Below are 25,449 nucleotides of genomic sequence, written 5' to 3'. Positions count from 1 at the left end.
GAGATGGTTCTTTCGAAGCTCGCGTTTGCATTCGCGCTGGCGGCCGTTCTCCTCCCGCTCCAGTCCTGCCGCGGGAAGGATGTGATTGAATTCAGCAGCGACGTCGATGCCGCCATCGACATAGAGCACAAATGGGCTGTCGTCTCCGAGCCGTACGTCGCCTGCCGCGAGTCACCGTCGTACGAGGCGAAGATTTCGCGCAACTTGCGCAAGGGCATGGTCGAGATGATTGTCGGCGAGCGCACCGTGAAAGTCGGCGACGCGTTCGAGAAGTGGCTCGCGTTCGAGGACGGGTGGGTTCCCGAATCGTCGGTCGGAGTCTACCTCAACCGTCTCCGCGCCGAGAAAGCCGCCGCCGAGAACTGAATAAACCGATTCCGCCATAAAAAACGCCTGAATCCGCATCTGTGGGTCCAGGCGTTTTTCGTTGTTGTCCGTCCTGTCAGTTCTTTTCGGAGAGAATTTTCTCCGCGGCCTGCTCGACGGTGAGCGACGGGAACTGCTCCCGCGTCTCGAGCTTTTTGAGCGTCACGACGTTGCCCGCAGCCTCGTCAGTTCCGATGATGATTCCCCATTTCACGCACTTCGCGTCAGTCACGGCGTACTGCTGCGCGATTTTCTTCTGCTCGGGGAAGACCTCGACGGCGATTCCCTTCGCGCGGAGGACGGCGGCGACTTTCTGATAGTGGACGACGAGCGATTTGTCCATGCAGAAAATCTCCGCGTCGAGATAGCTGCCTTTTTTCGTCGTCTTTCCGAGCTTCTCAAGTCCCGCGATGAGCCTGTCGAGCCCGATTGACGCGCCGACGCCGGGGAGCTTCGTCTTCGTGTACAGCCCCGCGAGGTTGTCGTACCGTCCGCCAGAGCAGACCGAGCCGATTTCGGGGCAGCCGTTGAGGAACGTCTCGTAGACGACGCCGGTGTAGTAGTCGAGGCCGCGCGTAATCGACGGGTCGAGCACATACGTCGCATCGATTCCCGCCGCCTTCATCATCTCCCTGATTTCGCGCATCCGCTTCGTGTCGTCTGCCTCTCCGCCCGCCATCCGCTCAAGCTTGTCGAGCGTCGCGTCGAAATCGTCCGCGCTTGCGATGTACTCGAGAATTTCGTCGGCGCAGCTTTCCGCGCCCGTCGTCTCCACCAGCTCCGCGCGCACCGCGTCCCTGCCGATTTTCGCAAGCTTGTCCACCGAGCGGAGTATGTCCTCGCTTTTTTCGCTCTGCCCGAGTTTTTCGAGGAAACGGTTGAAAATCCCGCGATGGTTGACGTGAATCGTGACGTCCGTCACCCCGATTTCCGCGAGCGCCGCCTTCATCACGGAAAGAATCTCGAAGTCCGCCGCCGCGCTGTCGCTTCCGACCGTGTCGATGTCGCACTGCATGAATTCGCGGTACCGTCCCGCCTGCGGCTTTTCCCCGCGCCAGACTTTCGCGATGTGGTAGCGCTTGAACGGGAAGTAGAGCTCGCTTTCATGCTCCGCCGTGAACCGGGCGAACGGGACGGTGAGGTCGAACCTCATCGCGACGTCCCGTTTTCCGTTGTCCTCGAACCGGAAGACCTGCTTCTCCGTCTCCCCGTTCGACTTCCTGAGGAGAATTTCCGAATATTCGAGGACGGGCGTGTCAATCGGCACGAACCCGAACGAGCGGTACACTTTCGTTATCTTCTCCTGCAAATCGGCGCGCTCAATTTCCGCCGCCGGAAGGATGTCCCTGAAACCTTTCAGGACCCTTGGTTGAATTCTGTCTGCCATAATGCGTGGATTGTATCAGAAAAAAACTATTGTTGCACTTGCGCTTGCGCTTGCGAACCTTTATGAGTTCTAAGTTCGGCTTTGCTGGAGCAAGCGTGCGCCGGTTCGCGGGGCGAACCTCCCGTGGCGGGAAGGGCGGTTCCGCCTTTGTCGTAACATTATTTTTCTTTGTACTCTCCTGCATATGTTATTACGCAGACGGAGCCGTATGTCCTGTGCTTTTTTGTGAAGCCGACTCCGGTTGATGAAAAATCTTTGTTCATGATGTTCTTGCGGTGTCCTCGGCTTGCAACTCCGTCGTCGACAAGAAGCTGAACGACGATATCCCGCCCGGATGTTGGTCCGTAGGAGATGTTTTCGCCTGCGGTTCTGTAGCTTCCGTACTTTTCGATTCTCGTGAACGGAGTGCTTCCGTCAACTCCCGTGTGCCCAGTCTGCGCAGTCTCTCCTTGCGTGCTTGAATGCCGCTGAGCTGCAAGGGAAAGTCCTTTTTGTGGCGCAAAAACGGGAAGCGGCTTCGCTCTTTTCATATAAGAAACGCATTCATTTACGACTGCGGCGCCTTCGTTCGTCCTGAGCGAGCCGTTGTAAATTTTCCCGTTGAATTTCTTTACCCTCGGCGCGATGTACAGTTCGGCATACAATGCAGGATTGGAGCGCGCTTTGTTCATCTCAAGAACCACGTCCTTTTCGACCGTCGAAAGATAATCGAGATTGCGCGCTGTATCGAGCGCGGCAATGTCCCATTTTTCCGTGTCCTGATTTTTGCTGGACGTTGAAGATTCAATCTTCCTGTTCATGCTCGCGGAAAACTCGCTGATTTTGTCCATCGTCGCGCAACCGGAAAAAAGCACCGTCGTGGCGAGAATTGTTATTGTCGGGAAGGTGAGTTTTTTCATTTTTGTAGGTCTCCTTTATTTTTTGTCAAAATTATTTCAGCCATTTCCACATAGATTTTATTCCTCCGATTTTCGTGCGCCTCTTGTTTTTCTCCTCACTTCGCGTCTGCCTTATTTTCGTCATTGTTCCTCATACCGCTTTTTCCGTTTGACGCCTTCTTCGTTGCCGGATAGTTCGGCTTGTTCCCGTTCCTCTTGAAGATTTCTGTTTTGCTTGAGTAGGAGCCGAGCTCGCTTGTTTTTACGGAAGCAAAAAAACTTCTCAGGGAATCTTGGTCGAAGAGGGAAGTTGGACCATAGTATGAATTGTTGACGTACTTGGAAAGCGCGTTCTTAACATCGGAAGAGTTTTCGTCATAAAGATTTTTTAGGGATTTTGACAGAACGGAAATCGCGGACTCGCCTTTCGGCAATTGAACGAGAAAATAGAAGACGAATGCCTGCCGTTTGTCTATGGTTTTTGCCGAGATAATCCGTTCGATGCTGTCCTCTATTTCGCAGAATTTTTTGAAAGAAGATTCGTCCATCAGGTTGTATGATTTTGCTTTTTGATAATCCGCATTCGTGGAAAATCCTTTAGCCTGGGCATCATAAAAATAAGACGCGTATGAGAACCCTTTTTTCTCTGCTTTTTTCCAATCTTCCTTCGTTTTGTAGCCGAGCTCGGTGTATTTCAGGTATTCGCTATAATCGCTGTATTTTGAAAATCCTTTTTCCTTCGCTGCATAGTATTGATTTGAAGACGGAAAACCGTTTTTGCGTGCGTCGGAGCAATCAGCGACGGTCGAGAAACGGTTGCTCGTGAAAAAATAGTACAACTCGGAAGATGTGATGCCGTGTTTTTCCGCATCGGAAAAATCCGAACCGTTCTTGAATCCGGCGGAAGTGCCTTTCTTGTAATCGTCAATCGTCCGATATCCGTTCAGGAAAATCGAGAAATACGTTCCGGACGCGGTGATAAGCAAATCGCCGGAAGATTTTTGAAAGAACGCCACCGAAATATTGTTCTTTCCGATGAGAAATTCCAAGTCTTCAAGCCTTTTCAGCCGCACAATCGCTGTGTTCGAGACAGACTCTATTTCGATGTATCGTATCTCAGCCCATGCGCGGAACGAGGCAAAGATAAAAGCGAGCGCAACAAAAAGTTTCTTCATAAATTTCCCGGCGAATATTTTCCTACAATTTCCACGAAACGCCCACTCTCGGCGTAATGTTCAGGCGCCAGGAAGTTGTTCCGCCGCCGCCGAACATTGCTGATTTGTAATTGTCTACAGCCGTTCCGTCCAGTTCGAAGGTTGTCGTTTTTGAGAAAAGCCCGGAAGAAAAATCGCATTCTGCAAATACGGTGATGCGCTCCGATACAATCCATCTGTTGCCGACAAAAAATCCCAGTTCGCCGGTTGTGTAGTTCTCGTTCCATTCAAGACCATCGACGGTGACTTTGCTTGTTTCCCGCGATTCCTGATAAAAATTCAGGGAGAACAAAATTCCGATATAGCTGGCAGCATTTTCCGTTTTTCTGAACATGAAATACGGTTTCACGCCTACAGTTTCTGCAAATCCTTTTTCTGCGTAGTTGTATTCAACGACGCCGTCCGCCATATTGCTGAGCAGGCTTTCTGAAAATGAGAATGCAAAAAACGGCTTTATCCCGAAGTTGTCCCCCGATAAATCAAAATGCAAGGCGAATGAATGGGCGTTATAAGGATTTCCGTCCTCCCAATGAATTTTCTCGCCAAAATCGATTCCGAGCGATGATTCAAAAGCAAAAGCGCTGTTGCCTAAGGCAATCAGGCATAACGCAAAAAAGCCGGAAAGAAGTCTTTTCAAAAAAGAATCCTTTCCGAAAGAAAATGCAGTGAAAATCAGTTTTGAAAAAGTTCGCATAAAATCCTCCTGAAAAGTAATATTTTAAGGTCATCTTTTCCAAAATTCAACTGTCTGTATAACCTAATAAGTATATTTATTACCCTGTTAAAAGTTTTTCAAAATGATGGCGCGTCTGATAATTTCCGGATGGACGAAAAAAAAAGAAGAGAAGGCGATGACTCTGCCGAGAAAGAAAAGATTCAGCAGATGTTCGGTCAAAACGTGAGGAAATACAGGAAGGCGCGGAATTTTACGCAGGAGCAGCTTTCCGAAAAAATAGGCGTATCCCAAAAGCATCTTTCGATTATAGAGACGGGAACGCAGTTCGCTTCGGCTTCGCTTATAGCGCGCATTTCTGATGAGCTTAATGTGTCGCCCGGGGATTTGTTCGGCGGGTCGAGCGACGAGCTGAAAAATGAAATCGCGCGGCGGCAGGATTCTGTCGCGTCCATGATAATGGAGGAGCTGAACCACAAATTTGCTGTTTTGAGTTCCGAAATCGGCGAGCTTCGGGAGATGATTGCGAAGCAGTCCTGATTCGCAATCTATGCGCGCAAAAGGTTCTGCGGAAATTACGTTTATTTCCATATGATTCCGTTCAGGTCATAATCGCTGAACGATGTAAGGAAATGGCAGTTTCGATTGCAGGTTTCAAATGCCTCTGCAAGTTTTTCTCTGCTCATTTCGTATTTGAACCAGGGATTTGCGCACGCGCAATATGATTTGATTGTTTGCGTTGCGGGGCAATTTTTGTCGAGAGCCTGCAGTTTTGTCACCGCTTCTTCGTAGGAATCAGAGAGAACCGCATCAAAGGCAGCCTTTTCGTATGCCTGCGATTTTTGTTTATGGTTTTTAACCAGAAAATCATCGGGTTCTTTCCTTGAATCATCGAGAACGATGATTTTTTCGATTTCCTTTGCATTTTCTTCTCCGACAAAATGCGGCAATTCTGCAAAAAGATTTTCCAGAAAATATGCGGAAATCATTCTCGTCTGGAATATCTCGTATGCCTTCAAGTCCTCGTCGTCTTTGAGATAGTCCATCAGCTTTTCGTCTTTAAGCTCATTTTTGAAAAGCTTTTCGAATGTTTTCCAGTTCCGCTTTCCCGGCTCGTATTTCAGCTTTTCGAATGTCGTCGTGAAGCTTCCGTCGTTTTCTCCGAAAATGTATTTGATTATATAATCCGCTTTTTTCGCTTCATCAAAAAATGAATCGATTGCCCATTTGAAGAACGTTTTGTTTTCTTTTTTGTGCGATCTTACATCATTGACGGCTGGGCCGTATTCGTGGCGATAGCACCGTATGTTCCGTCTTTTTATTAAATCGAATTCTTTTTTTATTTCATCAATCGTGTAGGTTTTTCCATAAAGTTCAGCTTTTCCATAACGTTCTGCGCTAGCCAATATTTCTTTGCATCCTAGTAGGGAATCGAGATTGCCGTCCGCAAGAGTTTCTACGCATCTTTCCGGTGAAAAATCATTATTAAAACTGCTCGTGAGCAGATATGAAAGTGCGTTCTCGAAGGATTCGTAGAAAAAATACTCGTGTGTGTAAGCCGCGCTTGAAAAAACAGAGACAAAACGCGCGAAGCTGAAATAATACTTATCGGACAAATCTTTTTCGCAGAAGGTGTCATCATCCTCTGCTGAGCGGCACATCTTCGGCTCTGTGAAGAGATTCTGCAAATTGCCCAATGTACTTGTGATTTCTTGATAGATATTTTTGTCCCCCGAATTCATTTTCTTGAATTTCTGCTTGAAATTGTTTTTCGTTATTTCGCCTGTGGAATAGTATTTGCAGATTACCTCAGAAAACCCGCTTCCCATCGATTTTATGAAAAGCGAGAGAAACGCAGTTTTGAGATTATACGTTTTGAACATTTCCATTTCTTATCTCCTTGCCGATTTGCTTGAGCGAGTATGAAACCAAACCGGAATTAGGTTAAGTCCGGCTTCGGTTAATTTTGGCAATGGTAAAACTGGTGCGAAAATTAACCGGGAAGGGTGAAATGAAAAGCATAAGATGGCTGTCGGGAAGTTTCAATTCTGTCTCTGCTTCCGGAAATGCTCCCTGACGAGCCTGCCGGATTCCGTGAGGTCGGATTCCGACCAGCCGGATGTCTTCTGGCACCAGCTTTGGATTGCGGAGGCGGTCTCGCCCTTGTTCGAGATGCTCCAGTTTATGTGGCTCAGCCCGAGTTTCCCGCAGAGGTCGAACCATTTCCGGCTCTCTTCCGCATTGAATCCGCCGTTGCCGCTTGCGTCGCAGGTGCCGAATTCCGTGATGAAGACGGGGAGGCCTGCGCGCACGCAATTCTCCACGCGGGCGCGGAACGAGTCGCGGTGCGTGTTCGCGTAGAAGTGGAACGTGTACATCACGTTCCTGAACGGGAGCGGGTTGTTGAGCGGCCCCTCGATGTCCTGGCTCCACGTGTTCGTCCCGACGATGATGACCGAGTTCGGCGCGTTTTTCCGTATCGCGGGGATTATCTCCTCGGCGTACGGCTTCAGCGACGAGTCCCAGTCGGCGCCGGTCGGCTCGTTGCAGATTTCGTAGAGGACGTTCCCGCTTTTCGCGTATTCGCGCGAAATCTCGGAGAGAAACGATTTTGCGTCCGCCTTCCACCTGTCGTTCGGGTTGAAGTTGTGCACGTGCCAGTCGACGACGACGTACAGCCCGAGCTTCGCCGCCGCGTCGATTCCTCGCCTGACGATGCTCTTGAGCGCGCTTTTGTCTCCGCCGTTGCAGTACCCGTTGTAGTCGCCGGGGTAGAGCGCGAGCCGCACGCAGTTCGCGCCGAAGTCGTCACGCAGCGTCCTGAACGTATCCTCGCCGACGTACCTGCTGAATTCGTTCCCGAAATTGATTCCGTGCGTGCTGAATCCCACGAGGACGATTTTCTTCCCGTCCTTGTCGAGGAGGCTCGCGCCGGAGACGCGGAGGTTCCCGTGCAATGCGAACGGCGTCCCCGACGGCGATTTCGATTCCGGCTTCGCGGCGGCCGCGTTTTCCTGCTCGGCATCGTTTTTCCCGATTTCCGCACGCGCTCCGGTTGATGGCGCCGCAGAAGATGAGAGGGACACCGATTCCACCGTCACGCCGTAGCCGTTCAGCGAAAGCCCGTGCGCCCGGATTTTTTCCGCGTCGCTTTCCGTCATCGTGTATGCGATTTCCGCTGTGCCGCCCGAAAAATCCGGGACGATTGCGCCCTCCCGCTTTCCCCCGCTGAGTTTTCCGCCCGTAAGCTCCTGCCAGCCCGACGGGGCCGACGCGTAGAGCTTCACGTTCCTGTATTCGTATTTCCTTTTCGGAGCCGAGAGCCGGAGCGTTATCGTTCCGCCCGCCCGCGCTCCCGCACATTCGCTTTTTGGGACGGAGATTGACTCCGCCCCCGACGAGAGCTCCTTCTTCCCGACGAAGACGCCGTTCCCGCCGGGGGAATCGTTCTCCCGCGCGTTTTTCGGGGACGAGAGCGAGATTTCGGTCAGCGCCGCGCCGTGGCCGTGGATGACGATTCCGAACGCCCGCGCGTTTTCCGCGTCGCTTTTTGTCAGCGCGTACGAGACTCGCGCCGTTTTTCCGCTGAACGACGGGACGAGCGCGCCCGAATACGACGCGCCCTCCGTTTTTCCCGCGGAGAATTCCTTCCAGCCGCCGTTCGTCGGGGCGTATATTTTGAGATTCTGGTAGTCGTCTGCCGTCTTCTGCAGGGCGAGATTCATCACGGTGCCGTTTTCCGCGCTTTTGAATTTCTCCGCGCCGACTTGTATGGTCGATTCCCACGTCAGCGCCGATTTTCCCGACCATATCGTCTCCGCGTGCAGCGACGATGCCGATGATGCGCACAGAAGGACCGCGCCCATCTTTCTGAGAATAGCTCTTATGTTCATTTTTTTCCCGTTTCCTAAGGCAGCTTTCCCTGCGTATTGCGGGCTATTCACCCTTTTTCATGAAATCCTCGAATTCCACGCCCTTTCCGGAAGGCACGTCCCGCGTGAGTATTGCCCCGGCGACCGTTCCGAGGAATTCGGGCGTGATTCCGGGAAGAAGCTCCTTTTCCGTCCGGAGCACGCCGATGTCGCTCTCGGCGACGCGCTCGCCGCTCTTCATGTCGCGGAGAAAGTGGAGCGAGCGGTTCGTCCGCCCGTAGTTCGCGCTTTCCGCCGCCGCAAGCCGCTTCGTTCCGCTTCCGAGCACCTTCTCGATTCTTCCGCCGTATTCCTCGCGGAGCTGCTTTTTTATGTAGTCGCCCGCGTTCTCTCCGTACTGCCTGATGACAGCCTCGCACTGCCTGACGCAATGGTTCATCAGCGCAAACTGCTCGCCTGTAAGCGCCACGGGGTCGTCAAGCCCGTCCGTCTCCTTGCTCAGCGTTATGTGCTTCTCAATCATCGTCGCGCCGACAGCCGCCGCGAGGCTCGGGACCAGCACGGGGTCGAGCGAATGGTCGCTCACGCCGCACGGAATGCCGAAAATGCGCGACAAGTTCGGGATGACGGAAAGGTTGTATTCGTCTTCCGGGGCGGGGTAGAACGTGATGCAGTGCAGGAGCGTCGCGTTTTCCGTTCCCGTGATTTCGATTGCCTTCTCGATGTCGCGGAGCTTCGACACGCCGCTCGACATGACGACCTGGATTTTTTCCGATTTCCTGAATTCCGCGAGCGATTCGAGCAGGGGAATGTGGTTCAGCTCGGGCGAGGCAATTTTCACCGCGTCTGGCTTTATCTCCATGAGCTCGCAGAGGCTCCGCATCCCGAACGGCGTGCACATGAACTTGGCGCCGAGCGAGTGCGTGAATTCGAGGCACTCTCGGAAGAATTTCTGTCCGACCTCAAGTTCCCGGAACCGGTCGAACAGCCGTATCCTTCCCGTCGGCAGGCTCACGTATCCCGTCTGCGGGTGGAGAATTTCCTCCGCGTATACCCATTGGAATTTAACCCAGTCGGCTCCCGCGCCGACAGCCGTCTCTATAAGTTCTTTCGCCTTCGATATGTCTCCGCCGTGCGAAGTTCCTATTTCCGCTATTATTTCCATGATTTGATTTTCGGTAACAAAAGTCGCCGAATGAACGGCGTGCATACATTCATCTGCCCGCCGCCGGGGTCGCCGTCGAGTGGATGTGCGTTATCGCGGCGGCAATCGCGTCTGCCGCGTGGTCGGGGCGGGGAGTCTCCTTCAGGTTGAGGAGAATCCTGACGCAGCGCTCGACGGTCTCCTTCCCGGCGGATTGCGTGCCGGTCACCGATGCTTTTATCTTGTTCGGCTTGTACTGCGCCGGGGAAATCCCGTTTTTCGCGAGCGCCATCGTCACGACGCCCTTCGCCTCCGCGACCATCATCGCGCTCGATGAATTCCGCCCGAAGAACAGCTCCTCCATCGCGGATTCGTCCGGAGCGTATTTGCTGACGACCTCCTCGATTCCGCGGAATATCTCAAGGAGCCGCGACGGATGGGCGTCCTCCGGCGATGTCTCGATGACTCCGTAGCCGACGAGGCTCATCCTCCCGCCGAAATCGTCGATTATGCCGAATCCCGTGTTCGCAAGCCCCGGGTCTATGCCGAGAACGCGCCGTATGCGCTTCATCAAAAAACCTCCGTCAAAAACTGCCCGGGCAAAAAAAAGCACAGACCGTCAACAGCCTGTGCCTTCCGTATCGTGTCCGGTTTTCCCGCGTCACCCGCGGTTCCCGAAATTCAGCCTATCTCAGCCCTCGAAGTCTTCGGGGAAGTTTGCCGTGTGCCAGACGTTCTGGACATCGTCGTCTTCCTCGAGCTTGTCGATGAGCTTCTGGACTTTCGCCGCCGTCTCAAGGTCGACGTCCGTGTAAGCCTGCGGAACCATTGAAACCTCAGCTGAGAGCGACTCCCATCCCTTCGGCTCGAGAGCCTCGACGACGGTCGTGAAGTCGTTCGGTGCGGTCGTAACGGTGATGACTCCGTCCTCGTTCACGATGTCCTCGGCGCCTGCCTCAAGAGCAGCCTCCATGACCTCGTCCTCGCTGACCTTCTCCGCGTCGTACTCGATGACGCCCTTGCGGTCGAACATGCGGGATACTGAGCCTGAAGTTCCGAGGTTTCCGCCGTGCTTGTTGAAGATGTTGCGTACGTTTGCCGCCGCGCGGTTATGGTTGTCTGTCAAAACCTCGACGAGAACAGCGACGCCGCCTGCAGCATATCCCTCGTAGACAAGTTCCTCGAATGTTCCGCCAGCAAGCTCACCGGTTCCCTTCTTGATTGCGCGCTCGATGTTGTCCTTCGGCATTGATGCTGCGCGCGCCTTGACGATGGCTGCGCGAAGGCGCGGGTTTGCGTTCTGGTCTCCGCCGCCCATGCTTGCCGCGATGGAGATTTCCTTGATGAGTTTCGTGAAGAGAGCGCCCCTCTTCGCGTCGGCTGCACCCTTTGCGTGTTTAATGGTTGACCATTTATTGTGTCCAGACATTTGGAACTCCTATAAAAAAGATTCGGATAATAATTTGTTCGATGATACCCGATTCCGCGCCTAAAAATCAAGGGTTCGGCAGAATGGCGGGCGGGGTAGTCCGGCGGAACCACTTCTCGCGGAGAGAGCGGACAACGGCGCCCGTGTCGGAAAAGCCGCCGAGGGGAACAGTTTCCTTGAGAACCGTTTTTTTCCCGTGCAGCTCGATGAAAACGCATTTTTCCTTTTCGGTTATTATTGCGCACATCTTGGGATTCCATCCCGCCGCATCTTTCTCCGCGGAAATCGCACGCTCGAGCGCCCGAATCTTTTCCGAGAACGCCTCGTCCGCCGCAGAAAGCGCATTCGGCTCCGCCTGTTCGCCATCCGTGAGGTTCTCCGACATGCAACCGATTATCGCGTCCGTTTTTCCGCCGGTGATGATGAAAATGGTGTCCGTTCCGTCCGAAAGAGCATCTGTTCTCTCCGCCGCGCAGTCAAGCCCTGTCCTTTCCGCGAGGGAGCGGGAAATCGTATTCATCTTTTCGAACCTGTTCAGCATATCCTCCGTCTTCGTGCGTATCTTTTCCGCGAGCGCGGGGAAGTCGTCCGCCTCGTCCGCGGTTGTCTCTGTCGTCGTTCTCCAGATTTCGTGCCGGTCGTGGGCGTCTTCGTTTTCCGTTTTCGGCATCGTGGCGATTTCGATTTCTCCGTTTTCTATTGAGATGGTCTGGAACTGATACTTGCACGACAGTTCCGCGACGAGGGACGACATGTTGTCCGAAAGCCTTCTGATTTTTCCGTAGAACGAGTCCGCGCGCGCGCGCGCATCTTTGACTTTCGCGATGATGTCTGCGGAGGTGTCGTCGGGAGCGATTCTTGCCGTCGCCTTGATTCCGAACCCGCGCTTTATCGTGACGCAGCTTTCCGGCGTTCCGACCCAAGTCTCGACCTCGACGCAATCGCTCATGCCAGCCGTTTCAAGCAGCGCCCGTACCGAAGCATCTCGCACCGAGGCGATTTTTGCCTCCTTCGAGGCTTCCTTCGCCGCTTTTTCGGAAATCGCTTTCAGGCGCAATGCGATTTTCTCCGCGTTTTCCGCGATTTCCCCCGATTCCGCTTCCTCTGGGATGAGAACGGAAAACGTATTGTTCGTGGGTGTGTTCGCGACAATCGTGTTCTCGTCCCGTTTCGGACGCCGGATTTTCACGGTTATTCCGGAACCCTGTCCGCTTTTGTCCGCTGTTATGGAAAGCGATGCTACGGCGCATTCGCAATGCTCCGCGCTCGGCTTTTCCGTCCTGCATTTTCCGCGCTTTTCGATTTCCTTTCGGATTTCCTCCGCAACCGCGAGCGCCTCCGCCTCGTCGCCGGACATATGCTCGCTGCCATCATCGAAATCGAAATCGAAATTGAAATAGTCGCCACCTTCGATTGCGGCGATGGCGATGTCGTCGTTCAGCCCGCGGTAGGGCCAGCCGGTCTCGTCCGCGACGAATTGCCTGAAAAGATGTTCCTCCCTCATGTCCTTCCCGTAGGGTTTTCCGTATTCCGCCTTGAATTTCGCCGACATGTCCGCAATTTCCCCCTTCGTCAGCTCGGGGGTGTTCATTTCTGTTTCGCACATTGTCCCGAGAAGCTGGTCAATCTCGCTTTGGGTGAGAATCTTGTTATAATGGGGCTCTTCCGCTTCGTCGTTCCGGTAAGATTTGAGAATCGCGACGAGATGTTCGATGTCGCTGGCGGAAAGGGCTTCGGTCGTTTTTGAATCCATTTTTTGTGTCTCTCCTTGCGCCCGGAAAAAAAGAGCGGAATCGCGCTTCTGTTTCCGCGATTCCGCTCGTCCTGCGTTATTTCTTGAAAAGCTTGTTGAGGGCTTTCTTGCCTTCCGCCTCGGCTTTTTTCGTCGCGTCGGCTTTCGCCTTTTCGACCGTCGCCTTTGCGGCTCCTTTTATCTGCTCCTCGAGTTCCGCCTTCTTTTTTTCGAGCGATGCGCGCACCGCGTCGAGGCTTGCGTTCTGCGCGTCGATTTCTCCCTCGATTCCGAGGAATTCCTTGACTTTCGCGACCGCCTCGTTCGACGAGCCGTTTATCTGCTCGTTTATCTTCCTGAACGCCGCCTCCTTCGCGTCGCTTGCCATGCCCTTTACGGCTGTCTCCATCGCCTTGGCGAACTGCTCCGCGAAATTCCCCGAAAGGTCGAGGTTCACGCCGCTGCTTTCCCGCCACGAGAATCCGTAGCCGACGTTGAGGTTCGTGATTGAGTCGAGCGCCTGCCGGTAGTATTTCGTCACGGTCTCGTTCGAAAATCCGTCCGTCGTCAGTTTGACCGGGTTGAGCGAGACGGAGCCGCCCGCGCTGAACCCGTCCGCGCCGCCCGCGCCGTGGAGCGAGACTGTCGCCGTTCCGTTTATCGACGGGATTCCCGATGCCGAAGCGATTTTCGCGCCGTCCACGTTCGCGGAGAAGCCGCTTCCCGTGTAGTCGAGCGCGAGCAAATCAGCCGCCGATTTCCGCACGTCGAGGGTTATCTTCCCCGAATGGTTAACGTCCTTCACGTCGAATTTCGCCTCGGCGGTAGTCGGCTTTCCGATTATGTCCTGGTCGCTCGTCACGTTCTGTATCGCCCCGGAAAATCCTTTTGAGCCGTCGTTTTCCGTGTAGCCGGACGCGGAGACGTTCTTTATCCAGAGCTTCGGGAGCTCCTTCGAGTACCATATCGTCCTGCCCTTCATTCGCCCGGTCTTTCCCTTGTCGGCCTTCTTCTCCTTTTTGGGCTCCGCGTCCGATTTCGCCTTCATCTGCATTCCGTAGTCGATACCCTTCTTCACGTAGGGATAGTATTTCCCGAGCATGTCGTAGGCGACCGTGTTGAGCGCGTTCGTCAGAAGCGTCTTCGCGTTCTTTATCGTGTCCGTCACGGAGCCGATTATCCCCTTCGCAAGCTCCGTGTCCGACTGGACGGCATCCGCCACGTTCTTGAGCGTCGCCTCCGCCGCCCGCGCGTCCTTCTTCACGTCGCCCGTCACGGTCTCGAACGACGATTTCATGCTGTTTCCCGTGGTGATTGCGGAATTTATCTTCTCGAGGTATTCCTTGAGCTTCGTCGGGTCGCTTTTGAGCTTCTGGACGCTAAGCGACTGGAGCTCCTTCACGCTCGCGGAGAAATCCTCGACCTGTCCTTTGAGCTCCGCGGGTTTCGCCTGCCACTTCGCGACGAGCGCCTGCGCGTCATCCTGCGCTTTTTTCGCGGCATCCGGCGTCCTGAGCTTCGACTGGATGTTCGCCACGATTTCCTCCGCGCTCTCCCCGCCGAGCATTCCCGTCGCCTGCGATTTGAGGTCGGAAATCGCCTGCTCCGTCCGCGCCTTGACCGCCTTCGCGAACGCGCTTTCCTCGGCCGGCTTCTCCGCCTTTTTCTTCTTTTTCGGAAGCTCGCAGCTCGTCTTCCTGTCGGTGCCGAATTTCATTCCGGAGACGGAGACGTCGTTGATTATCGCCTTGCCGCGCAGCGCCTGCGTGAAGTTCATGTCGAGCGTGATGTTCTCCGCTTCGAACAGGTTCTTCATGAAATTTTCTGAATCCTTGTCGCCGATTGCGAGCGAGTCAACCCTGACGGATATGCCGAGCAGCCTCACGCGCACCGAGCCGACGTCCGTTTTCGCGCCGAACACCGCCTCGCAGCCGGATTTTATCGCCTTCCTCGCGATTACGTTCTTGAACGCGCCGACGGTAATCGTGACTGCGGCGACGAGCGAGGCGCACGCGACGAGCGGGACGAGCTTCACGCGCATCTTGTTCTTCTTTATGTCCTTCGCAATCGACTTGAGCCGCTCGAATTCCGCCTTCCTGAATTCCGTCTCGGGCGGAATCCGCAGAAGCTCCTTCTTTCCCTTCGCGACCGTGTCCGTGAAAAACGCCTCGACGAATTTCCTGTCGTCTTCGATGTATACCTTCCCGAGCAGCTTGCCGAGCGATTTCCGCGCGTATTTCTTCCTCATCAGCGACGGCAGCTTCTTGAGCGGGAACGTCTTCTCTTTTTTTCCTGATTCTTTTTTCTCTTCGCTCATATCCTTTCTCCGATTATCTTCGCGACTTTTGAGAGGACGGGAATTTTCCCGATGATTTTGATTGCCCGCGAGTTCCTGAGCGCCATCACGGCGTACTTCCGCCAGAGATGCACGGCAAGGCGCGCGAGCGCGTACACCGGGACGTATGCGGCAAGCCCCGCGACGAGCGAGCCCATCACGACGGTGTTGTTGAATTTCGTGAACGCGACGAAGGGAATCTCAAGGAGAGTCGCGAACAGCCCGCTCATCTTCTGCGACGTCAGTATTGCGTATCCGACCGAATCGAAGAGCGGGTCGCCGGCAGTGGCGACTGCGGAGCCGACGACAATCATGATGAGGTACGTCGGCTTGTTTATCCTCACGAACAGGATGAACACGAATGCGAGGTACCACAGCAGGTTGTCCTTCGGTACCAGCCCGAGCAGGAACCCGCATGCGGCTGCGTGCGCAATCTCGCCGGGGTTCACGTTGGCGTTCAAAGCCTTCAGCATATTTGAAATGTTTGCAATCATTCCTCGATTGTAACACAAAAAGCGCGCGAAAAAACGCGTGGCGCCGAAACTGTTTCGGCCCGCCTTCCTTCCATAATCCGCGCCGTGCAAATTGACCAACGCGCCCGTTTGACGTACAGTATTCCCCATGTTTGAAGCAAAAAATACGGACATTCTCGACCTTGAGGAAGATGATTTCGACACGATTCTTGAGAACGACATAAAATTCCGCGGAAGAATCAAGTTCTCCAAGCCTTTCATGATACGCGGCTCGGTGACCGGAGTCATAGAGGCGACGAGCGACCTCGTCGTCGATTCCGAGGCGGTCGTCTGCGCCGACATTTCGGCGTCGCGCGTCCTCGTGAAGGGGAAGGTCGAGGGGAATGTCGTCGCGGGAAAAATCGTCCACGTCACATCGTCCGGCTCTGTTACCGGAGACATAACGAGCGAGCAGCTCGTCCTTGACCCCGGCTCCCGTTTTACGGGCCGGTGCACGATGGTCGCCAACTGATGAGGGCGGAAGCCCGTTTTTTCGAAGTTGCCCCATGGCTTGGGGCTCCCGATATTTTTTTTGGATGGGGAATCAAAAATGTTTTTTTTCAGAAGAATTGCAGTTGCAGCCGCGCTCGGGATATCGCTTTCCGTTCCCGCCGTGGCGCAGAAAATCGACGCGCTTGAGCTGTACCGGAACGGGAAATACGCGGAGGCGATAGCCGTATGCAAGCAGGAGATTCAGCAGAACCCGAAGAACGTGAATTCGTATGTCGTCCTCTGCTGGAGCCTCGTGTCGAACAAGCAGTATGCGGAGGCGGAGGCGCGCGCGATAGAGGCGAGGAACATCAGCAGCACCGACACCCGCCTGATTGAGATTCTCGCGGAGGCAAAATACTATCAGGGGAAAAACGACGGCGCGCTCGAGTATTTCCAGCTTTATCTTGCGAACGCCTCGCAGAATTCGAAGGACATCGGGTACGCCTACCTCTACATGGGCGAAATCTACATACGGCAGGCAAAATACCAGCATGCCGACATAGCGCTCTCCATGGCTGTCCACATCAAACCCGTGGAATATGCGACATGGTGGGCTCGGTGCGGGTACGCCCGAGAGATGGCTGGCGCGTATGCGTCCGCTCTCGTCGCCTACAACAAGGCGCTTGAGCTTGACAAGTCGCTCGCCGACGCGATCCGCGGGAAGGACAGGGTGACGGCGAAACTCCAGTGAGCGCGGGTACGATGGAAAAAAAGAAGGTTCATTTCGAGACGCTCGGATGCAAGCTCAACCAGGTCGAGAGCGAGGGCGCGGCGCGCGCGTTTACCGACGCGGGTTTTTCCGTGTCGATGGAGCCGATGACGGCGTCCTCCCCGGCTGATGGCGATGTCGTCGCCTGCGTCGTGAACACGTGCACCGTCACGGCGAAGGCCGAGCAGAAAGCCCGCCGCATAATACGTCTTCTCCTCGCGAAATGCCCGCGCGCCGTCGTCATAGTGACGGGATGCTACGCGCAGCTTGACGGGAACGACATACGGGCAATCGACCCGCGTGTCGCCGTTCTCGGCGGGCAGACGAAGAGCGCCCTCGCGGATGTCCCTTCGCTCATCGGCGGGACGGCTCTTTCCGGGGCGGAGCTCCGCTCGTCGCTCCAGGCGTTTTTCGACAAAAAGCAGGGCGCTTCCGGCGAGATTGTCGAGCCGTTCAGGCTTTCGACGGACACGTTCATAAACCACTCGCGCTCGTCCCTGAAAATCCAGGACGGGTGCAACTGCGTCTGCACGTACTGCCGGATTCGCCTTGCGCGGGGAAAATCGGTCTCGCTCGACGCGAACACCGTCATCGACAGAATTCGCGCGCTTGAGGAAGCGGGGCAGGGCGAGGTCGTCGTGACGACGGTGAACATCTCGCAGTATCGGGGAAGGTATGCCGACAAGGACGGGAACGAGACGTTCGTCGGTTTCGCGGGACTTTTGCGCCTCATGCTGGAGAATACGAGCCGGATAGGAATCCGCATATCGAGCCTCTATCCCGAAATCGTCGACGAGGAGCTTTCGTCGCTCGTCGCGCATCCCCGCGTCAGGCCGCATTTCCACATCTCCGTTCAGTCCGGAAGCGATTCGGTCCTCGCCCGCATGAAAAGGCCGTATCGGATTGACGCGGTTTACCGCGCCGTCAGGCTGCTGCGCGAGGCGAAGGGAAACCCGTTCCTCGCGTGCGACATCATCGGAGGCTTTCCGGGCGAGAGCGACGAGGATTTCGCTCTTACGATGAAAATGCTCCGGGAATGCGGCTTCACGTTCGTCCATGCGTTCCCGTTCAGCGCGCGTCCGGGGACGGAGGCGTTCTCTATGAGGCCGATGGTCCCGAACTACGTCACGGACGGGCGGATAAAGCAGCTGGAGGAATTCTCCCGCGAGTCGAAGGGAAAATATATAGAAGGTTTTGTCGGCGCGGTTCTTCCGGCAGTCTGCGAGACTGTCCACCGCAGGCGGATAATGATGGAGAAAGTCGTCGTCCATGCCGTCACGGAAAATTTCCTCCATTGCCAGCTCGTGTTCTCGCCCGGTGATGACGGCATTCCGTCTCCGGGAAAGCAGGTCATGGTGCGCGTCGTCCGCCCGCTCGGCGAGCATGAGCGCACCGGCGAGAGCGACACGCTCGCGGTTCTCGCGGAGGCGGGCGTATGATGGGGGCGGGGGATGCGTTCGGCTTTTTCGTGGCAAAACTTGGCGCGAAAGTCTCCGCGTTCTTCTCCGCCGTTCCGTATATTCTCGGCTACATCGGGAGGACGTTCCTCTCGTCGTTCGCGTTCGTGAAAAGGGAGAAGGCTGCGCGGAAGATTCTGATAATGCAGCTTCTTTTCACTTTTATAGAGGCGCTCCCGATTGTCGTGATTCTTTCCGTCTCGCTCGGCTCCGCCATATTCCTCGTCGGCTACGAGCTTCTCCTTTCGCTCGGGCAAAGCAGCATGATTTATCAGATTCTGCTTGTCGTCGTCGTGCGCGAGCTTGGGCCCCTTCTCGTGGCGTTCGTCGTCACGGCTCGCTCGGCGACGGCAATCGCCACGGAGCTTGGCGGCATGGTCACGTCGCATCAGGTCGAGAGCTACATTTCCGTCGGCGTCGACCCAATCGATTATCTCGTCGCGCCGCGCTTTCTGGGCGTGACGCTTTCCGTCTTTTTTTTGGGGCTGTATTTCTCTCTTTGCGGAATCGTCGGACCCGCGGTCGTCGCTAAATTCGTGAACCCGACAATCGCGAACGGGTATTTCACGGGGCTTCTCAAGCACCTCTCGCTCATGATGATTGCGACCTCGGTAATAAAAAGCATCGTTTTCGGCATGGTGATTTCGATAACGGCGACGTATTACGGGTTCAACGTCGAGCGCGCGTCGACGGAGATTCCCGTCGCGGGAATCCAGGCCGTGAGCAAGTCGTTCGTCGGGATAATCGTGGCGGATGTCATCATAACGATAATTCCGTCGCTGCTTTGATTTTTTTGGGGGCTTTTGTGGCACTTTTTTCTGTTGAGAGCGTGAAATTCTCGTCGCGCACGCAGGACATCATAAAAGGGGTGAGCATGGAGATTGAGATGGGCTCCGTCACGGGGCTTTTGGGGCGTTCCGGAAGCGGGAAGTCGACGCTCCTCAAGCTCGTCGCGGGAATCCTCGTCCCGACCGGCGGCCGCGTCCTCTTCGACGGGAAGGACATCCAGCTCATGTCGAACGTGGAGAACAAAACGTTCAGGCGCCGGTGCTCCTACGTCTTCCAGGATTCCGCGCTTTGGGCGAACCAGACTATCGAGCAGAACCTGAACCTTCCCCTGCAGACGCACAACCAGAGCATGTCGCGCGACGAGCGCTCGTCGCGGATTCGGCGTATGTGCGAGATTGTCCGGTTCAACAGACCCCTTTCGCTGCGGCCCGTCGACCTTTCGATGGGCGAGCAGAAGCGGGTGGCGTTCGCGCGCGCGCTCATCAACGACCCCGAGGTGCTGTTCCTCGACGAATGCACGGAATCGCTTGACCAGGACGGTTCCGACCACATACTTTCCCTGCTCGTCGATTTCATAAACAGCGGGAAGACCGTCATTTACGTGAGCCATCGTTCCGAATTCATCGATATAATGAACAGGTCGAGGAATTCGCGCGTTTACGATATCGACGCTGGATTTTTGAGAGGTGCTGACGACTATGAAATTTAAGATAAAGTATGCCGACCAGATTGTCGGCTTGTTCTCGCTTGCCGCAATCGCATGCCTGATAATCCTCATATTCGCAATCGGCGCGAAGCAGAGCTGGTTCACGAAGAAGAACTACTATTATACGGTTCTCGATTCCGGCTCGGGGATTTTCGTCGGCATGGATTTGACGTACAAGGGGTTTTCCATCGGGAAGGTGAAGTCCGTCTCGCTTGAGGGGGAATTCGTCCGCGTCGATTATTACGTCCTTGAGGATTACTTCAATTACGTCAGGGAGCATTCGATTGTCGAATTCAGCTCAAGCCCGATTGGCCTCGGCTCGTCGTTCGTCCTCTATCCGGGCACGGGGCGCACCATCGTCCCGTCGGGAAGCGAGCTTTTCAGGAAGGATTCCGTCCCCGCGCAGGAGCTTATCGCGGACGGGCTTGTCGTCGTCGGTGAGTCTTCCGACTCGATTTCCGTCCTCCTCGCGAAGGTTTCGACGCTCCTCGACAACGTGAACGTCCTCGTCGGTGCCGTCGACGATGCGCTTCTCGGCGTGGGCGACAGCCCGTTCACGGAGATAATCGCGAACATAAATTCCCTCACCGCGATGCTTTCCGACAAGGACAGCGGAGTCGTTCCGGGGGCGCTCGGGCCGCAGCTCACGCTGGAGCTTGTCGGGCTTCTCGAAAACGTGAACACGCTCCTCTCCGGCTCGAACGGCGGCGCAGTGCCGAACCTTCTGGGAAAGGACATTTCCCGCCAGGTGACCTCGATTCTCACGAGCCTCGCGCCGATAGCGAAGAACGCCGACAAGCTCGTGGACAACGCCGTTCCCGAAGTCAGCGAGATGCTCGTGCAGGTCAACGCGCTCCTCCTTCAGGTACAGGACCTCGTGAAGGGCGTGAGCAACAACCCGCTCATTCGCGGGGGAATTCCGGACAGGAAGAACGCCGGGGCGTCGAGCGTCCAGTCGCGCGGGACCGATTTCTGATTGTGTGGGGAGGATTTTATGTGCAGGACTTTCCGTTTCTTTGCCGTGGCTGCCGCTTCCGCTTGTTTCGCGCTCCTTTCTGGATGCGCGTCGAAACGGGCGATGGTCATAACGGCCGTGGGCGATGCCGCCGACACGAAATTCGAGCTTGCGAACGATGCGCTCGTCGCTGGCAAATTCGAGCAGGCGGGGCAGCTTCTTTGCGATGTCTATACGATGGCGTTCTCCATCGATGACGCGGATTTGCTTTGCAGGACGGCCCTTTCCGGCGTCTCCTACAAAATCGCGACGGGAAACCTCGGCGCGGTGAAGGGCGGAGAGCCGTCGTTCATCTCCTCCTCCGCGGACCTGATACTTTCCGACGCGCGCCGTTTCGCCTCCGCGTCTGCCCGTCCCGAAGCGCTCTCCGCCGTCTGCGATATTTTCGGCGTGCGGCTTTCCCTCGCTTCGGGCAAAAAATCGTACCGCGCGTATGCGGATACGCTCCGTTCGCTTGAGAAGAAACTCCAGAAGGAGCCTTTCTACCTTGCCGTCCTCCACCGCACGCTCGGGGACGTCCTCGTTTCCGCAAAGGACTACGACTCCGCGGCATCCTCGTTTGTCGAGGCGGCAAAAATCCACACGAAGAACAGGTACCTCGTCGAAATCGGGACGGACTGGTACGGGGCGGCGCGCGCGTATTCCCTCGGCGGGAAGAAGGACGAGGCGGTGTCGGCGATACGGAGCGCGCTCAAATACGACCGCGATGCCGAGAACACATCCGCGATTGCCTCCGACTATTTCGCGTGGGCAAAAATCCTCGTGAAGGGAAAGCCGACCCCCGCGGAGCGCAAGGAGGCGAGGGCGCTTGCCGAATGGGCGTCGTCGGTTTTCCGTTCGGGCGGTTTTGTCCCGGATGCCGAGGCGTGCGAGAAATTCGCCGCATCGCTCGGCTGAGACGGCTGCTGGGGCAGTTCGTTTTTGTTCAATTTTTTTTGATTCCATTTGCACTTTTTATGGATTATCCTTTTCTTCGTACGAGGAACTTGTTCGGGATTGTGCGGTTTTTTCCGTGCGCTCCGGCAGGGGCTGATGTCTTTTGAAAAGGGGGATTTTTCATGAGGATTGTTTTCGCGGGGGAGCGCATGGAGGTAATAGAGGCTCTTTCACGGAAGGTGTGCGGCAGCTCGGATGAATGCCTCTTCTATGCGTTCAGGCTGACGGAATCGGGCGGTTTTGCCGAAGGGCTTGAGCGCGACATCGTGGAGAAGCGCGAGCTGATTCTTTCCGTCGAGGTTTTCGTGTTCGATTACAGGATGTTCGAATTCTGCGACACGTTCTTGTACAAAAGGCTCGGCGCCATCGGTCAGAAATCTCCGGTCGTCTTCTACAACGACCCGTTCGCGTTCAGCGAGAACCGCGTCTCGCGCTGGATAAGCAAGAACAATTTCCGCATCGGCGCGTTCGACTACAACAAGATAATCCCGTTCCTCGTCGATTTGAGTTCCGCGGTCGACTCTCCCGAGCTGAGCATGAACATAGAGATTTTCCAGTCGCTCGCCTCAATCCACAGCATGATGGGCTCGCGCGAGGAGCGGATTATCGACGACCTCAAGCGTAGCTGCTCCCTTCCGCCGTCTCTCGCGAAGCTTTTGTCGATTCTCTGCTGCAGCCGGAACAAATGCCTTTCCGTCGATGAGATTTCCTCTCGCATGAACCTGTCCGCGGGCGAGAACGGAAAGCGCTCCGTCTATTCGTACATCTCGCGCCTGAAGCGTTTTTCCGCGAAGTCGAAGCGCTTCGAGCTCGTCCGCACGGGGAAAGGACGCTACAAAGTTTTCCTTCATGAGAACATCCCGTGAGCGCTGATGGACGGCATCATTCCTATCCGGTATCATCTTCGTTGCTTTTTTGGGGGATTTTTATGAGAAGAATCGCATATATGCTCGTTGCCGCCGCGCTGCCGGCGTTCCTGTCATGCGCGTCGTCGTCGGTCTCGATTGAGGAATGCACGCCGGTCGCCGTCGTTACGGTCGTGGGGAACACTTCCGTCCCGTGGGCTGATGATATCGCGGAGAGCAGGGGGCTGATTTCATCCGCGCTGAACAAGGCGATTGACGGCACCAACCCGGAGCGGCTGACCTCGCAGGACCGCGTCGACCATCTCGAGGAAAGCCTGCGCGAGTCCCTTTCCGACATAGCGGGCGTCGAGGTTGCCGAAAAGGAGCACGTGCTGTCGGCTCCCGCATACAAGAAAATGAGGCAGAGCATCTACAATTCGACGGTCTCCACTGTCAGCGCGAGCGGATACCGCGATTTTTCTAGGCTCGGGGCGAAAAGCGCGCGCCTTCTCGAACGCGAGCTCGGCGTCGGCGCGCTTGTCCTTGCCGAATGCGTTTTCTCGAAGCGCGTGTGCGAGGGAACGCAGTCTAGCGGTGCCGTCTGCGGCGTCGTTGCGCTGAGCTGCGTCGTTCTCGGCCCGGACGGACGCGAGGCAATCAGCGGCGAGGTTTCCGCCGAGACCGAGGCGATTCCCGTGTCGCGCTATTCGTACGACAAGGACGCCCTCGTGTCGATGTTCCCCGCCGCAATCGAAGCCGCCGCGCGCAAATTCGTCGTGGCGAACATGGGCATGTGAGCGCTCAGGAGTGGCGGTACGGGCGCTTGTTGTGGAGGAACGTGTACCGCGCGCCCGCATACCGCCCGATGAAGCGGCTCATGAAAGCCGTGAGCTTCCATTTCGGCGCCCAAAGCGCCGTGATTTTCCCTTTTTCCATTGCTTTTATGCAGTGCCTGACGACTTTTTCCGGCGATTTCCCGTGGAGGACTTCCTTCCTCGCGCCGTTCGACGCGACGTTCGCGAAGTTCGTGCTTACCGAGCCGGGGCAGAGGGCGGTGACCGTGATTCCCTTGTCCTTCAGCTCCGCGGCGATGGCGACGGAGAAGCTCAGCACGAACGATTTCGTCGCCGCGTAGACCGCGAAATTCCCGAGCGGGAGGAATGCCGCGAGCGACGACACGTTCAGGATTCGGGAGCCGCGCTCCATGAGCGGAATGCAAAGCCCGCATATCCCGGTGAGCGAGGTGCAGTTCAGCTCTATCATGTCGAGCTCGCGCCCGAGCGGCGTTTCCGCAAACTCGCCGTATGTCCCGAACCCCGCGTTGTTTACGAGCGTCGCAATCGTGAACGCTCCCGATGATTTCTCCGCGTCAAGCAGCGCCCTGAACCGCTCCACGCCGTCCTTTCCCGAAATGTCGAGGGGAAAAATCCGCACCGGCGCTTTTCCGTTTCCGTCCTCCCCGACGGCGCGCTTCGCCTCCTCAAGCCGCGCTTCGTCGCGCGCGACGAGCCAGAATTCGTCGTCCGAAATCCGGTGGAGCTGCTTTGCGAATTCGAGTCCGATTCCCGAATTCGCGCCCGTTATTATCGTTATTCTTCTCATGCGCTCTAGTCTAGCAGAAATGCCGCGCTTCAACATCACCGGGGATTCGTTTATACTGTCGAGCTATGTCTTTACTATCATCAAGGTTCGCGCCGCTCGCGGCTTTTGCAGTCGTCTCGGTGCTTTTTTCGTGCAGGGAGAAGGATTCAGCTCCCGCCGCATCATCGTCTCCGGTTCAGCCGGAGGCATCCGTCGAAATCCGCGACGAGGAGGCGCTCAGGGCTGCTGCCGTTTCCCGATATATCGAGTCGTTCTCCGACGAGGAGCGCGTCTCGCAGCTTTTTCTCGTCAACATCGAGGGGAATTCGTCGTTCGCCCCGGTCGAGAATCTTCCCGGCGGGAATGCGCTCGTTCCCGGCGGCTGCCTCCTCTTTTCGTTCAACATCGCGGATTCTGCTGAGAAAGTCGCGTCGTTCACTTCCTCGATACGCTCGTTCTATGAGTCGAACGGGAGCATACCGCCGTACATCGCGATAGACCAGGAGGGCGGCGACGTGAACCGCCTGCGCGGGCTGACGAGCGTCCTGTGGTCGCAGATGAAAGTGTCCCAGCGCTTCACCGTCGAGAACGCGCGGAAACTGTACGCGGAGCAGGCGAAGCAGATGAAGATGCTCGGAATCGACATGAACCTCGCTCCTGTCGTCGAGGTCGATGACGGGACGAACACGGAATTCCTCGGAACGCGGACGTTCGGCACGCTCGGCTCGACGCTCTCGTACGGCCGCGCGGAGATTGGGGGATACGAGGACAACGGCGTCGCGACCGTGCTGAAGCATTTTCCCGGAAATTCCGGCGTCGACCCGCATTCCGGGCTTCCGTTCATCGCGGTTCCGCGCGATTCGCTCGGCTCGTTCGTCCGTCCGTTCTCGGAGCTGCTCCCGCTTTCGTCGGCCGTCCTGATGAGCCACGCCGTCGTCAGCGCGGGCGATGAGGGCGGCATGGAAAAACCCGCGTGCCTTTCCCCGTTTTGGTGCGGCTACATCCGCAAGGAGCTCGGGTTCGGCGGGCTGATTCTTTCCGACGACATATTCATGGGCGCCCTCGCCGACAACGGGTTCCCGCCCGAGGTCGCTGCCGTCGAGGCTGTCAAGGCGGGAGTTGACGTTATAATGCTTTCCGAGAAGAAATTCGGTTCCGTCGCCCTGATGCTGCTCGGGAAGATGAAGGACGACGGCGAGCTTTCCGCCCGGATTTCGGAGTCGGTTCGCCGCGTGGTCGAGTTCAAGATTAAGATAGGCGCGCTTTCTTTCTCGGAGAACGGCGGGGAATTTTCCGTCGTCCCGTCGCCCGCGCGCGCGTTTGACGGGGATGCGTTCGGCGCTGCGAAGACTGCGGGAATGCATCTCTACAATTAGG

General features: G+C 56.0%; 25 protein-coding genes. 12 read left to right on the top strand and 13 right to left on the bottom strand.

Features of this window, described 5'->3' with window-relative positions; translation table 11 throughout:
- Positions 1 to 3: 3 nt before the first annotated feature.
- A complete protein-coding gene (locus TRESADRAFT_RS05950; protein WP_002703799.1) occupies positions 4 to 366 on the top strand; it encodes a hypothetical protein in 363 nt (120 codons plus the stop codon).
- Between the two features lie 76 nt (positions 367 to 442).
- Here TRESADRAFT_RS05950 and hisS read toward each other — a convergent pair whose 3' ends face one another.
- From hisS to TRESADRAFT_RS05930, 4 genes are all read right to left on the bottom strand, one after another.
- Positions 443 to 1,753 carry a histidine--tRNA ligase gene (gene hisS / locus TRESADRAFT_RS05945; RefSeq protein WP_002703798.1) on the bottom strand — a complete coding sequence of 437 codons (1,311 nt, stop codon included), beginning with the start codon at positions 1,751 to 1,753 and terminating at the stop codon, positions 443 to 445.
- A 158-nt stretch (positions 1,754 to 1,911) separates the two neighbouring features.
- A complete protein-coding gene (locus tag TRESADRAFT_RS05940) occupies positions 1,912 to 2,652 on the bottom strand; it encodes a CAP domain-containing protein (RefSeq protein ID WP_002703797.1) in 741 nt (246 codons plus the stop codon).
- 95 nt (positions 2,653 to 2,747) lie between these two features.
- Complete coding sequence (locus TRESADRAFT_RS05935) at positions 2,748 to 3,806, bottom strand: hypothetical protein (RefSeq protein ID WP_002703796.1); 1,059 nt, start codon at positions 3,804 to 3,806, stop codon at positions 2,748 to 2,750.
- Positions 3,807 to 3,828: 22 nt separating this feature from the next.
- The gene (locus TRESADRAFT_RS05930; RefSeq protein ID WP_141607198.1) at positions 3,829 to 4,482 is read right to left on the bottom strand and encodes a hypothetical protein; all 654 of its coding nucleotides are present in this window, start codon (positions 4,480 to 4,482) and stop codon (positions 3,829 to 3,831) included.
- Between the two features lie 186 nt (positions 4,483 to 4,668).
- Between TRESADRAFT_RS05930 and TRESADRAFT_RS05925 the strand changes: the two genes are divergently transcribed.
- Positions 4,669 to 5,058, top strand: coding sequence for a helix-turn-helix domain-containing protein (locus TRESADRAFT_RS05925; RefSeq protein ID WP_002703794.1), 390 nt, complete (start codon positions 4,669 to 4,671; stop codon positions 5,056 to 5,058).
- Between the two features lie 41 nt (positions 5,059 to 5,099).
- On the opposite strand, the gene TRESADRAFT_RS05920 is transcribed toward TRESADRAFT_RS05925, so the two are convergent.
- The 8 genes from TRESADRAFT_RS05920 to TRESADRAFT_RS05885 form a co-directional block, all read right to left on the bottom strand.
- Entirely contained in the window at positions 5,100 to 6,407 is a 1,308-nt protein-coding gene (locus TRESADRAFT_RS05920; RefSeq protein WP_002703792.1) for a hypothetical protein, read from the bottom strand.
- Between the two features lie 153 nt (positions 6,408 to 6,560).
- Positions 6,561 to 8,411 carry a glycoside hydrolase family 5 protein gene (locus TRESADRAFT_RS16605; RefSeq protein ID WP_002703791.1) on the bottom strand — a complete coding sequence of 617 codons (1,851 nt, stop codon included), beginning with the start codon at positions 8,409 to 8,411 and terminating at the stop codon, positions 6,561 to 6,563.
- Positions 8,412 to 8,454: 43 nt separating this feature from the next.
- Positions 8,455 to 9,555: an N-acetylneuraminate synthase family protein gene (locus TRESADRAFT_RS05910; protein WP_002703790.1), complete on the bottom strand. Its 1,101-nt coding sequence runs from the start codon at positions 9,553 to 9,555 to the stop codon at positions 8,455 to 8,457.
- Positions 9,556 to 9,604: 49 nt separating this feature from the next.
- On the bottom strand, positions 9,605 to 10,105 hold the full coding sequence (ruvC, locus tag TRESADRAFT_RS05905) for a crossover junction endodeoxyribonuclease RuvC (protein ID WP_002703789.1): 501 nt from the start codon (positions 10,103 to 10,105) through the stop codon (positions 9,605 to 9,607).
- Positions 10,106 to 10,225: 120 nt separating this feature from the next.
- The gene (locus TRESADRAFT_RS05900; RefSeq protein ID WP_002703788.1) at positions 10,226 to 10,963 is read right to left on the bottom strand and encodes a YebC/PmpR family DNA-binding transcriptional regulator; all 738 of its coding nucleotides are present in this window, start codon (positions 10,961 to 10,963) and stop codon (positions 10,226 to 10,228) included.
- A 67-nt stretch (positions 10,964 to 11,030) separates the two neighbouring features.
- Positions 11,031 to 12,716 carry a hypothetical protein gene (locus TRESADRAFT_RS05895; protein ID WP_002703787.1) on the bottom strand — a complete coding sequence of 562 codons (1,686 nt, stop codon included), beginning with the start codon at positions 12,714 to 12,716 and terminating at the stop codon, positions 11,031 to 11,033.
- A gap of 76 nt (positions 12,717 to 12,792) precedes the next feature.
- A complete protein-coding gene (locus TRESADRAFT_RS05890; RefSeq protein ID WP_002703785.1) occupies positions 12,793 to 15,012 on the bottom strand; it encodes a TIGR03545 family protein in 2,220 nt (739 codons plus the stop codon).
- Positions 15,009 to 15,524, bottom strand: coding sequence for a TIGR03546 family protein (locus TRESADRAFT_RS05885; protein WP_040842352.1), 516 nt, complete (start codon positions 15,522 to 15,524; stop codon positions 15,009 to 15,011). Before TRESADRAFT_RS05885 ends, TRESADRAFT_RS05890 begins: the two co-directional genes overlap by 4 nt.
- A gap of 127 nt (positions 15,525 to 15,651) precedes the next feature.
- Here TRESADRAFT_RS05885 and TRESADRAFT_RS05880 point away from each other — a divergent pair, with 127 nt between their 5' ends.
- The 9 genes from TRESADRAFT_RS05880 (at position 15,652) to TRESADRAFT_RS05840 (ending at position 23,288) form a co-directional block, all read left to right on the top strand.
- Positions 15,652 to 16,014, top strand: coding sequence for a bactofilin family protein (locus tag TRESADRAFT_RS05880; protein ID WP_002703781.1), 363 nt, complete (start codon positions 15,652 to 15,654; stop codon positions 16,012 to 16,014).
- Between the two features lie 78 nt (positions 16,015 to 16,092).
- Entirely contained in the window at positions 16,093 to 16,725 is a 633-nt protein-coding gene (locus TRESADRAFT_RS05875) for a tetratricopeptide repeat protein (RefSeq protein ID WP_002703780.1), read from the top strand.
- 11 nt (positions 16,726 to 16,736) lie between these two features.
- A complete protein-coding gene (mtaB, locus tag TRESADRAFT_RS05870) occupies positions 16,737 to 18,182 on the top strand; it encodes a tRNA (N(6)-L-threonylcarbamoyladenosine(37)-C(2))-methylthiotransferase MtaB (RefSeq protein ID WP_002703779.1) in 1,446 nt (481 codons plus the stop codon).
- On the top strand, positions 18,179 to 18,988 hold the full coding sequence (locus tag TRESADRAFT_RS05865; RefSeq protein WP_002703778.1) for an ABC transporter permease: 810 nt from the start codon (positions 18,179 to 18,181) through the stop codon (positions 18,986 to 18,988). Before mtaB ends, TRESADRAFT_RS05865 begins: the two co-directional genes overlap by 4 nt.
- 17 nt (positions 18,989 to 19,005) lie before the next feature.
- The gene (locus tag TRESADRAFT_RS05860; protein ID WP_002703777.1) at positions 19,006 to 19,698 is read left to right on the top strand and encodes an ABC transporter ATP-binding protein; all 693 of its coding nucleotides are present in this window, start codon (positions 19,006 to 19,008) and stop codon (positions 19,696 to 19,698) included.
- Positions 19,688 to 20,671, top strand: a complete 984-nt coding sequence (locus TRESADRAFT_RS05855) for an MlaD family protein (protein ID WP_002703776.1) — start codon at positions 19,688 to 19,690, stop codon at positions 20,669 to 20,671. The genes TRESADRAFT_RS05860 and TRESADRAFT_RS05855 overlap by 11 nt, the downstream gene beginning before the upstream one ends.
- An 18-nt stretch (positions 20,672 to 20,689) precedes the next feature.
- Entirely contained in the window at positions 20,690 to 21,607 is a 918-nt protein-coding gene (locus tag TRESADRAFT_RS05850) for a tetratricopeptide repeat protein (protein WP_002703775.1), read from the top strand.
- 161 nt (positions 21,608 to 21,768) lie between these two features.
- Positions 21,769 to 22,512 carry a hypothetical protein gene (locus TRESADRAFT_RS05845; RefSeq protein WP_002703773.1) on the top strand — a complete coding sequence of 248 codons (744 nt, stop codon included), beginning with the start codon at positions 21,769 to 21,771 and terminating at the stop codon, positions 22,510 to 22,512.
- Positions 22,513 to 22,574: 62 nt separating this feature from the next.
- Entirely contained in the window at positions 22,575 to 23,288 is a 714-nt protein-coding gene (locus TRESADRAFT_RS05840; protein ID WP_002703771.1) for a hypothetical protein, read from the top strand.
- Positions 23,289 to 23,292: 4 nt separating this feature from the next.
- Here TRESADRAFT_RS05840 and TRESADRAFT_RS05835 read toward each other — a convergent pair whose 3' ends face one another.
- Positions 23,293 to 24,093 carry an SDR family NAD(P)-dependent oxidoreductase gene (locus tag TRESADRAFT_RS05835; protein ID WP_040842351.1) on the bottom strand — a complete coding sequence of 267 codons (801 nt, stop codon included), beginning with the start codon at positions 24,091 to 24,093 and terminating at the stop codon, positions 23,293 to 23,295.
- Between the two features lie 65 nt (positions 24,094 to 24,158).
- Between TRESADRAFT_RS05835 and TRESADRAFT_RS05830 the strand changes: the two genes are divergently transcribed.
- Positions 24,159 to 25,448 carry a glycoside hydrolase family 3 N-terminal domain-containing protein gene (locus tag TRESADRAFT_RS05830; RefSeq protein ID WP_002703755.1) on the top strand — a complete coding sequence of 430 codons (1,290 nt, stop codon included), beginning with the start codon at positions 24,159 to 24,161 and terminating at the stop codon, positions 25,446 to 25,448.
- Position 25,449 lies beyond the last annotated feature (1 nt).

Origin of the sequence: Treponema saccharophilum DSM 2985, from assembly GCF_000255555.1 — a bacterium.
Taxonomy (GTDB): Bacteria; Spirochaetota; Spirochaetia; order Treponematales; family Treponemataceae; genus Treponema_D; species Treponema_D saccharophilum.
Note: the sequence above shows the minus strand (reverse complement) of the source record. Positions and strands in the feature narration are given on the sequence as shown.

Bases quoted from the DNA above. Each gene is read 5' to 3' on its own strand.
- TRESADRAFT_RS05950 (WP_002703799.1), top strand. From the start codon at position 4: ATGGTTCTTTCGAAGCTCGCGTTTGCATTCGCGCTGGCGGCCGTTCTC.
- hisS (WP_002703798.1), bottom strand. From the start codon at position 1,753: ATGGCAGACAGAATTCAACCAAGGGTCCTGAAAGGTTTCAGGGACATC.
- TRESADRAFT_RS05940 (WP_002703797.1), bottom strand. From the start codon at position 2,652: ATGAAAAAACTCACCTTCCCGACAATAACAATTCTCGCCACGACGGTG.
- TRESADRAFT_RS05935 (WP_002703796.1), bottom strand. From the start codon at position 3,806: ATGAAGAAACTTTTTGTTGCGCTCGCTTTTATCTTTGCCTCGTTCCGC.
- TRESADRAFT_RS05925 (WP_002703794.1), top strand. From the start codon at position 4,669: ATGGACGAAAAAAAAAGAAGAGAAGGCGATGACTCTGCCGAGAAAGAA.
- TRESADRAFT_RS05920 (WP_002703792.1), bottom strand. From the start codon at position 6,407: ATGGAAATGTTCAAAACGTATAATCTCAAAACTGCGTTTCTCTCGCTT.
- TRESADRAFT_RS16605 (WP_002703791.1), bottom strand. From the start codon at position 8,411: ATGAACATAAGAGCTATTCTCAGAAAGATGGGCGCGGTCCTTCTGTGC.
- TRESADRAFT_RS05910 (WP_002703790.1), bottom strand. From the start codon at position 9,555: ATGGAAATAATAGCGGAAATAGGAACTTCGCACGGCGGAGACATATCG.
- ruvC (WP_002703789.1), bottom strand. From the start codon at position 10,105: ATGAAGCGCATACGGCGCGTTCTCGGCATAGACCCGGGGCTTGCGAAC.
- TRESADRAFT_RS05900 (WP_002703788.1), bottom strand. From the start codon at position 10,963: ATGTCTGGACACAATAAATGGTCAACCATTAAACACGCAAAGGGTGCA.
- TRESADRAFT_RS05895 (WP_002703787.1), bottom strand. From the start codon at position 12,716: ATGGATTCAAAAACGACCGAAGCCCTTTCCGCCAGCGACATCGAACAT.
- TRESADRAFT_RS05890 (WP_002703785.1), bottom strand. From the start codon at position 15,012: ATGAGCGAAGAGAAAAAAGAATCAGGAAAAAAAGAGAAGACGTTCCCG.
- TRESADRAFT_RS05885 (WP_040842352.1), bottom strand. From the start codon at position 15,524: ATGATTGCAAACATTTCAAATATGCTGAAGGCTTTGAACGCCAACGTG.
- TRESADRAFT_RS05880 (WP_002703781.1), top strand. From the start codon at position 15,652: ATGTTTGAAGCAAAAAATACGGACATTCTCGACCTTGAGGAAGATGAT.
- TRESADRAFT_RS05875 (WP_002703780.1), top strand. From the start codon at position 16,093: ATGTTTTTTTTCAGAAGAATTGCAGTTGCAGCCGCGCTCGGGATATCG.
- mtaB (WP_002703779.1), top strand. From the start codon at position 16,737: ATGGAAAAAAAGAAGGTTCATTTCGAGACGCTCGGATGCAAGCTCAAC.
- TRESADRAFT_RS05865 (WP_002703778.1), top strand. From the start codon at position 18,179: ATGATGGGGGCGGGGGATGCGTTCGGCTTTTTCGTGGCAAAACTTGGC.
- TRESADRAFT_RS05855 (WP_002703776.1), top strand. From the start codon at position 19,688: ATGAAATTTAAGATAAAGTATGCCGACCAGATTGTCGGCTTGTTCTCG.
- TRESADRAFT_RS05850 (WP_002703775.1), top strand. From the start codon at position 20,690: ATGTGCAGGACTTTCCGTTTCTTTGCCGTGGCTGCCGCTTCCGCTTGT.
- TRESADRAFT_RS05845 (WP_002703773.1), top strand. From the start codon at position 21,769: ATGAGGATTGTTTTCGCGGGGGAGCGCATGGAGGTAATAGAGGCTCTT.
- TRESADRAFT_RS05840 (WP_002703771.1), top strand. From the start codon at position 22,575: ATGAGAAGAATCGCATATATGCTCGTTGCCGCCGCGCTGCCGGCGTTC.
- TRESADRAFT_RS05835 (WP_040842351.1), bottom strand. From the start codon at position 24,093: ATGAGAAGAATAACGATAATAACGGGCGCGAATTCGGGAATCGGACTC.
- TRESADRAFT_RS05830 (WP_002703755.1), top strand. From the start codon at position 24,159: ATGTCTTTACTATCATCAAGGTTCGCGCCGCTCGCGGCTTTTGCAGTC.